This window comes from Bartonella sp. CL435QHHD, from assembly GCF_042195095.1.
In the GTDB taxonomy this organism is placed as follows: Bacteria; Pseudomonadota; Alphaproteobacteria; order Rhizobiales; family Rhizobiaceae; genus Bartonella.
In genome coordinates, this window is record NZ_JBHINS010000082.1 from 1 (window position 1) to 6,446 (window position 6,446).

At 37.2% G+C, this 6,446-nt stretch carries 11 protein-coding genes; 10 read left to right on the top strand and 1 reads right to left on the bottom strand.

The annotated features are described in order from the left end of the window. Positions 1 to 84: 84 nt before the first annotated feature. Positions 85 to 399 carry a hypothetical protein gene (locus ACFILH_RS08150; RefSeq protein WP_375627971.1) on the top strand — a complete coding sequence of 105 codons (315 nt, stop codon included), beginning with the start codon at positions 85 to 87 and terminating at the stop codon, positions 397 to 399. Here ACFILH_RS08150 and ACFILH_RS08155 read toward each other — a convergent pair. After that, the gene (locus tag ACFILH_RS08155) at positions 347 to 1,012 is read right to left on the bottom strand and encodes a hypothetical protein (protein ID WP_375667631.1); all 666 of its coding nucleotides are present in this window, start codon (positions 1,010 to 1,012) and stop codon (positions 347 to 349) included. The two genes, ACFILH_RS08150 and ACFILH_RS08155, sit on opposite strands and share 53 nt — an antisense overlap. A 75-nt stretch (positions 1,013 to 1,087) precedes the next feature. Between ACFILH_RS08155 and ACFILH_RS08160 the strand changes: the two genes are divergently transcribed. From ACFILH_RS08160 to ACFILH_RS08200, 9 genes are all read left to right on the top strand, one after another. Next, positions 1,088 to 1,561, top strand: a complete 474-nt coding sequence (locus ACFILH_RS08160; protein WP_375612606.1) for a crossover junction endodeoxyribonuclease RuvC — start codon at positions 1,088 to 1,090, stop codon at positions 1,559 to 1,561. Next, positions 1,551 to 1,886, top strand: a complete 336-nt coding sequence (locus tag ACFILH_RS08165) for a DUF1376 domain-containing protein (RefSeq protein WP_375667633.1) — start codon at positions 1,551 to 1,553, stop codon at positions 1,884 to 1,886. The genes ACFILH_RS08160 and ACFILH_RS08165 overlap by 11 nt, the downstream gene beginning before the upstream one ends. A 3-nt stretch (positions 1,887 to 1,889) precedes the next feature. Next, a complete protein-coding gene (locus ACFILH_RS08170; RefSeq protein ID WP_375667635.1) occupies positions 1,890 to 2,921 on the top strand; it encodes a hypothetical protein in 1,032 nt (343 codons plus the stop codon). Further along, positions 2,881 to 3,327, top strand: a complete 447-nt coding sequence (locus ACFILH_RS08175; protein ID WP_375667636.1) for a hypothetical protein — start codon at positions 2,881 to 2,883, stop codon at positions 3,325 to 3,327. The genes ACFILH_RS08170 and ACFILH_RS08175 overlap by 41 nt, the downstream gene beginning before the upstream one ends. 197 nt (positions 3,328 to 3,524) lie before the next feature. Continuing rightward, positions 3,525 to 3,914, top strand: coding sequence for a hypothetical protein (locus ACFILH_RS08180; protein WP_375660307.1), 390 nt, complete (start codon positions 3,525 to 3,527; stop codon positions 3,912 to 3,914). 287 nt (positions 3,915 to 4,201) lie between these two features. Further along, a complete protein-coding gene (locus ACFILH_RS08185; protein WP_375667060.1) occupies positions 4,202 to 4,720 on the top strand; it encodes a Rha family transcriptional regulator in 519 nt (172 codons plus the stop codon). Between the two features lie 75 nt (positions 4,721 to 4,795). Next, positions 4,796 to 5,536 carry a hypothetical protein gene (locus tag ACFILH_RS08190; RefSeq protein WP_375667638.1) on the top strand — a complete coding sequence of 247 codons (741 nt, stop codon included), beginning with the start codon at positions 4,796 to 4,798 and terminating at the stop codon, positions 5,534 to 5,536. Positions 5,537 to 5,724: 188 nt separating this feature from the next. Continuing rightward, entirely contained in the window at positions 5,725 to 5,997 is a 273-nt protein-coding gene (locus tag ACFILH_RS08195; protein ID WP_375667639.1) for a toxin HicA, read from the top strand. Then, entirely contained in the window at positions 5,987 to 6,304 is a 318-nt protein-coding gene (locus ACFILH_RS08200; protein ID WP_006590330.1) for a type II toxin-antitoxin system HicB family antitoxin, read from the top strand. Before ACFILH_RS08195 ends, ACFILH_RS08200 begins: the two co-directional genes overlap by 11 nt. Positions 6,305 to 6,446: the final 142 nt, after the last annotated feature.

Sequence of the window (6,446 nt, forward strand, 5' to 3'; positions counted from 1 at the left end):
AGCTTAAACAGCGTGATGAAGCAGTAAAAGCGCCGCCTCATAAGAATAAGAAGAGTAAGAAGAAGGGTAAGTGAGGAGAGAAAGATGGAAGATGTAATGTCATTTGTCATAGGTCATATCATCAATAACATTCCAATTATTGTGGTCTCACTGTTTACTTTACACTATTATTTCAAGGCTTCTGACCTACAAGAACAGATAGATGAACAAGATGAAATAATTAGGGAAAAGGACACAATAATTAAAAATCAAGAAACATTAATAAATAAACAGGTAACTTCTATTGATGGACAGATTGCAAGTTTACACAAAAAAATAGAAAGAATTAAACCACAAGATATACAGTTTAATCAGCAATTTCAAAAAACATTTCCCATGTCTTTAATCCGTCGAAGCTAACAGGACAAAAGCTCACTTCGATTGTTTTCTTTGGATTATATGGTGCAGTATGCCTTATGAAAAATTCAGGGTCAACTATATCATTTGAGCTTAGAGGGGAAATATATAGTGTTAATGACAACTCACTGCGGCTTTTTAGATTAAATAACTCTAACAACTGTTCTGATGGTGGATTTATAAAACGTCCCTTTTTAAAATATTGTATACTACGTTGCGGTTTTATCAAATTTCTTTCGAAAGAGATACATTTAGGATCCATTCTAGAAAATCCAATAGAAATGGGATTACATACCATAGCAGCAATAAGTTCAAAAGGGCTTTCTTCAATAAGACGTATTTGTTTGATTCTAATATCTTTTTTTGTAGGATTTTTAATGATTAAGGGTATAAAAATTAAGGGGATTTTACGCGGTTCTTTACGCTCTAACCTTGGTAGAAATATTATTGGATCACTTGTCACAGTTAGCTTTTGTTCTGAAGTTTTTCTTCTTTTACAAAGTTTAAAATACTTAAACAAAAAATTTCCAATACTGAAAAAAAGCGTAGCAATAATGGTAGATATGACAGGATTGTTATTAATCCAATGCCAAGCATTTTCTATTTTATTAAGCATATTTCATACGCCTTTCTCTTTCCACTTTTTAGGAAAAAACACCTCTGTAAAACACGTTTTGTATGGAGTGGTGCGGTGAATAACACGATTCTTTGTTTTGATCTAGGAACTAAGACGGGGTGGGCGATACGTGGTGCAAGTGGTGACATGTTCAGTGGTACCGTGAATTTTCAATCACGCCGTTTTGAAGGCGGTGGAATGCGTTACTTGCGTTTTAAACAATGGCTATCAGAAATAAAGCAGACAGCAGGTCAAATTGACGTGGTGTATTTTGAAGAGGTGAGGCGTCATAAAGGTACAGATGCAGCGCATGTTTACGGTGGTTTGTTAGCAACGTTAACGGCGTGGTGTGAACAGCATCAGATACCGTATGAGGGGATACCAGTAAGTACGATTAAGAAAGCGACGACAGGCAAGGGGAATGCGTCGAAAGAAGAGATGATTAAGGCGGTGCGTGCAAAAGGGCACAATCCGAAAGATGATAACGAAGCAGATGCTTTAGCAATTTTATATTTAGTTAAAGAAAGGGAATTGGGGTATGTCCATTAAATTACCATGGACGAGGCTTTTTGCAGACAAGTGGCTTCTTACTCTTGGTTGTTTGTCGCCGACCGAGAAATGTATCTATGTCATGTTGCGACTTCTAATGCTCCGTACTGGTGAGCCTATTTTAAACAACTTAAGGGTATTAGCTCGTTGGATTGGTTATCCAGTAGAAGAGTTTGAAGCAGCTTTGAATTCCTTGATTGAAGGTGGATTCATCATACGTTTAGACAATGGTGGGTTGTGGAATTCAGAAGTTGAAAAAGAACTCAATAACGTCACTGAAGAGCTAGATAATTTCACTTGCAATATAATAAAGAAAGGGAGGTGAAGTATGTCAACTAAGTTGCCATGGACGAGGCTTTTTGCAGACAAGTGGCTTCTTGATCTTGCTTGTTTACCCGCAATTGAAGGCAATGTTTATATGCGATTGCGATTGCAAATGTTGCGCACTAGAGAGCCTCTTGTAAATGATGCGCAAATATTATCTCATTTTACGTGTTGTTCAGTAAAAAGATTTCAGAAGGCATTAGATTACTTATTTAGATCTGGACATATTGTTCTTTCAGAAGATGGTTATTTGTGGTGTCCAGATGTTGAAGAAGAATTAAAAAATTCAGACGAAACTTTAAATAAGTTTGCAGAAAGAGCAGCAAAAGCCGCCAATACGAGGAAACATAAAAATCAAGAAGATTCTTTAAGAAAGCCTCAAGATTCTTTAAGAAGTCTTGAAGATTCTTCAAGAGGGTACAATAACAATAACATTAACATATATAAAAAAAATAAAACTAACGTTTTATCAAAAAAAGAAATCGAATTTGAAGATTTAGAAACAATCGATTTGGTTGACGAGCCAATCGAGTGTGATGTTGAAAGCCAATCAGAGCAAACCAACCAATCAATCATTCACGAGCAAGAAAGCGTTCCTAAGAAAGCCAAGCGGGTTAAAACCGATAGAGGCTGTCGATTGCCTACGGATTTTGAACCCGATTACGATTTTGCGATTAGAGAGGGCTTGCCTCCAGAGCGTGTAAAAGTCGAAATCGCAAAATTTAGAGATTATTGGAATGCCAAGGCAGGTAAGGACGCATGCAAAACGGATTGGCAAGCAACATGGCGCAACTGGGTACGCAAGGCAATTGAAGATTTACAGAAAGGAAAAAACTATGGAAAGCCAAGCACTGAAACAACAGAACAGCAGCGTGGATGGAGTTATCGCGTTGCACAGCACATGTCCAATATCAAAAATTCAGATAGTGTGTACAAATTTTTATTCGAGGATGACAACCGAACCACCATTCCATTGGAAGACAGGGCAAAAACCATTGATTGCAGAAGCGGAGAGAATTACCTCATTAGTCCATGATGCATTGCAAAAGCTTGAAAAGAAAGCGACTGAAGAAGAAATTCAAACAACGTATCTTGTCCTTTCAAATGGACTTAAGAGCCCCATGGGATCAGATGAGAAAGCGACAGCGCTTGCGTATCTTTACGCTCTTGAAGGCATAAGCAGCTGGGTATTGCAAACGGCTACAAAGAACGCTTTGAAAGGCAAAGCAGAGGGATTAAATGCAACCTTTATGCCATCGACAGCAGATTTTTATCGTTACTGCGAGAAGCTTGAAAGCGATATTCGTTTTTATGCAAAGCACATTCTTAGGAGCCTTGAAAAGCCTGAAAAGGGAACAAATCAAAAGGCAGCGATGCCATCAGAACGCATAGAAAAGATTCAAAAAGAACTTGAAGAGGTTTTAAAAGGCATTGAAGGATAAACAGCAAAGTAGTGAAATTTGCTGATGATTTTGAGAATAGAGATGCGTTTAAATTGACAGAAAGGCACCGTACAGAGCGATTTAAAGATTTTGTGATAAAAACCACATTGAAATTAAAAACGCTTCTGTACGGTCCATTTTGAGGCAAATAAACCCATTGGTAAAGTTATGGATTTAGATAGGGGATATTAAACCAGATGTTTTTAAAAAAACGTAAACAGAAAGGGCAAAAAAAGTGGGTTGCAACGGCGGTGGGGCATGCACCATGGGGATTAGGGGTAGCAGAGTATTTTTATAACCTTTACGAATATGATGATGGCACAAGAGAATACGAAGAATTTGACGGTGGTCAGTATCATGAGATGCCTGAGAATGTTGATTACAGTACCAAGGCGCAAGTGAAAGCTTGGATATACGGTGGTGATTTGCCAAGAAGCGTATTGAGTTGCGAAGCATTGATAGACGAGGTGAATAGGGAAATCAAAAAACGTACAGTGAAAGCAGTGAAAACTTATGATGATATAGACAGTGAACTAGAGAAAGCACTTGATATTCAATTAGGTAGGTATCAAAATGAAAAAAAGTGAAAAAAATAAAAAATACGTATTGACTTTAAAAGGTCGTTCTGTTAAACGAATCATTAAGTGCTAGAAACACTAAACATGTAGCGAATAGATTACGAAACAATCTTTTCCTGCTTCAAAATTTGGCTTTATTTTTATGCTATTATTGGCATATAACGATTTTGTCGGGTGTGGTTACGCTATACAATACCCTTATGGGAAAGGCGTGACGACGGACTACATGCCGTGTTTCTAGCACCCGGCACTCTTTTAGAGTGTCAATAGAAACTTTAAACATGTAGGAGTTCCCTATGAAAAATTTAGTAACAATCAACAATGCTGGTATTGCTGTCACAACTTCTTTGAAAATTGCAGAGGGTGTAGGTAATAAGCACAAAACAGTTATACAGTTGGTTCGTCAAAATATTAAAGACTTTGAAGAACTTGGAAGGGTCGCATTTGAAATGCTACCCTTTGAAACCAAGGGTGGAATACAAAAGAGAGAAGTTGCCATCCTTAATGAATCACAAGCAACTCTACTGATGACATATATGCGCAATAATGGCACGGTGCGTGCATTTAAAAAAGCGCTTGTTAAAGCTTTTTATGAATTAAAAAGCCAATCAAAAAATCATGATTTATTCTCTAGAGATAATGATTTATTTTCTTATGAAAGTTTAAAAGCTCCTGAGGGAATTGGTAAAGTTTTGGGAATGATTGCTGCGCGTTTATCGTATGTAAATGATCTACAAAAAGAGCTTGATCACTACAAATTGGTTACGACAGAAGCCAAGCGCGTTTTAACAAACGCTATTGCAAAAGCAGTTTAAATAACAGGCGTTGCGGGGGCGCCTTCTCAAATTTCCATTAAAATTTTATCGAATATTTAGATTAGGGAGCTACCTATGACCACTAAAAATGTATCCAAAAAATATGAATTTACAGACGAAATCCACCGTATTCCTGAGGGAAAAACTGTACGTCGTATAAGAGCATTAAGAGATTTTGCAGATGTTAAAGCAGGTGATCTCGGTGGCGTTATTGAAAACGAAAAAAGCTTATCACATGATGGTGATTGCTGGGTTTATGATAACGCCATGGTTGCTATGGATTCTGTCGTTTCTGAAAATGCACAAGTGCGTAATAATGCACGTGTTTATAAAAGTGCAAAAATATCAGGCAACGCTATTGTTTGTGACAATGCTCAGGTTTTTCATAATGCAAAAATTTCTGATAATGCAAAAATTTGTGATAACGCAATGGTTAATGGTAATGTTTTTGGCAATGCAGTTGTTTGTGATAATGCTCAGGTCTCTTTTCTTGGTCATATTTCTGATAATGCAAAAGTTTCTGATTATGCGCATGTAACTGGCAGGGTTTATGGAAATGCACGCGTTTATGGAAATGCTTGTATTTATGGATTTTCTGAGATTTACGATGATGCGCAGGTTTATGACAGGGCTACTATTTCTGAGCATGTAAAGGTTTATGGAAATGCACGGGTTTGTGACAAGGCAACGGTTTATAGCAAGCCTCGTACAGATGGCTATGCACCACCTATCTATGTAAAGATTTATGGCAATGCCGTGGTTAATGGCAATCAAAAAATTTCTGAAGATATTTGTGGTGATGATAAAGCAGCGTAAATAAAATAACGGCGCGGGGGGCTGCTTTATAGCAAAAAAGCCGCGTCCTTTAAGACACGGCTTTCTTTTTTTGTTTAACGCAACAAAACTTTTTCTGATAGTTTTTCTTGTATACATAAAAGCCTCTATTCAATAGATTTAAAATGATTAACTAGGAAGGTTTATAAAATGATTGACTAGGATTAATAGTGATACTATTATTGATTATGAACAATAAAGTTGAAAAAATAATCAGCTTGATGCAAGCATCACCAAGGAACATTAAGTTTTCAGATTTGTTGGCTGTGTGTGTACATTTTTTTGGAGAACCACGGAACAGTGGTACGAGTCACTTTGTGTTTAAAACCCCGTGGCTTGGTGACCCGCGTGTGAATATTCAAAAAGATTCTGGCAATAAGGCAAAAGCCTACCAAGTCAAACAAGTATTGCAAGCGATAGAAAGGATAAAACATGAACAGTAATCATTATACATATCGTGTTTTGTGGTCGCAAGAAGATCAGGAATATGTCGGATTGTGTGCAGAATTCCCATCCCTTTCATGGTTAGCATCTCAAGCAGAGAAGGCTTTAAAAGGCATTATGGATCTTGTTTCAGAAGTTGTTGAGGACATGCAACATAACGGAGAAGAAGTTCCTGTGCCTTTGTCGCATGGTAAATATAGTGGTAAGTTTCAATTAAGAATCCCACCAGAACTCCATAGAAAACTTGCAATACAAGCTGCCGAAAATGGTGTAAGCTTGAATAGATACATTTCTTCTAAGCTTTGAAAAGTCTATACGACCAGAAGATACCCTCCGCCCCTTATTTATGTTGCTTAGAATTTACATAAAAAAAGCCGCGTCCTTTAAGACACGGCTTTTATTATCAAAACAGCTAGCGATCCAAATAAACGATTAAAATAACCAATCG

What these genes read in the sequence shown, in the direction of transcription:
- ACFILH_RS08180 (WP_375660307.1), top strand. Translation starts at nt 3,525, where the DNA reads ATGTTTTTAAAAAAACGTAAACAGAAAGGGCAAAAAAAGTGGGTTGCA.
- ACFILH_RS08170 (WP_375667635.1), top strand. Translation starts at nt 1,890, where the DNA reads ATGTCAACTAAGTTGCCATGGACGAGGCTTTTTGCAGACAAGTGGCTT.
- ACFILH_RS08200 (WP_006590330.1), top strand. Translation starts at nt 5,987, where the DNA reads ATGAACAGTAATCATTATACATATCGTGTTTTGTGGTCGCAAGAAGAT.
- ACFILH_RS08185 (WP_375667060.1), top strand. Translation starts at nt 4,202, where the DNA reads ATGAAAAATTTAGTAACAATCAACAATGCTGGTATTGCTGTCACAACT.
- ACFILH_RS08155 (WP_375667631.1), bottom strand. Translation starts at nt 1,012, where the DNA reads ATGCTTAATAAAATAGAAAATGCTTGGCATTGGATTAATAACAATCCT.
- ACFILH_RS08190 (WP_375667638.1), top strand. Translation starts at nt 4,796, where the DNA reads ATGACCACTAAAAATGTATCCAAAAAATATGAATTTACAGACGAAATC.
- ACFILH_RS08165 (WP_375667633.1), top strand. Translation starts at nt 1,551, where the DNA reads ATGTCCATTAAATTACCATGGACGAGGCTTTTTGCAGACAAGTGGCTT.
- ACFILH_RS08150 (WP_375627971.1), top strand. Translation starts at nt 85, where the DNA reads ATGGAAGATGTAATGTCATTTGTCATAGGTCATATCATCAATAACATT.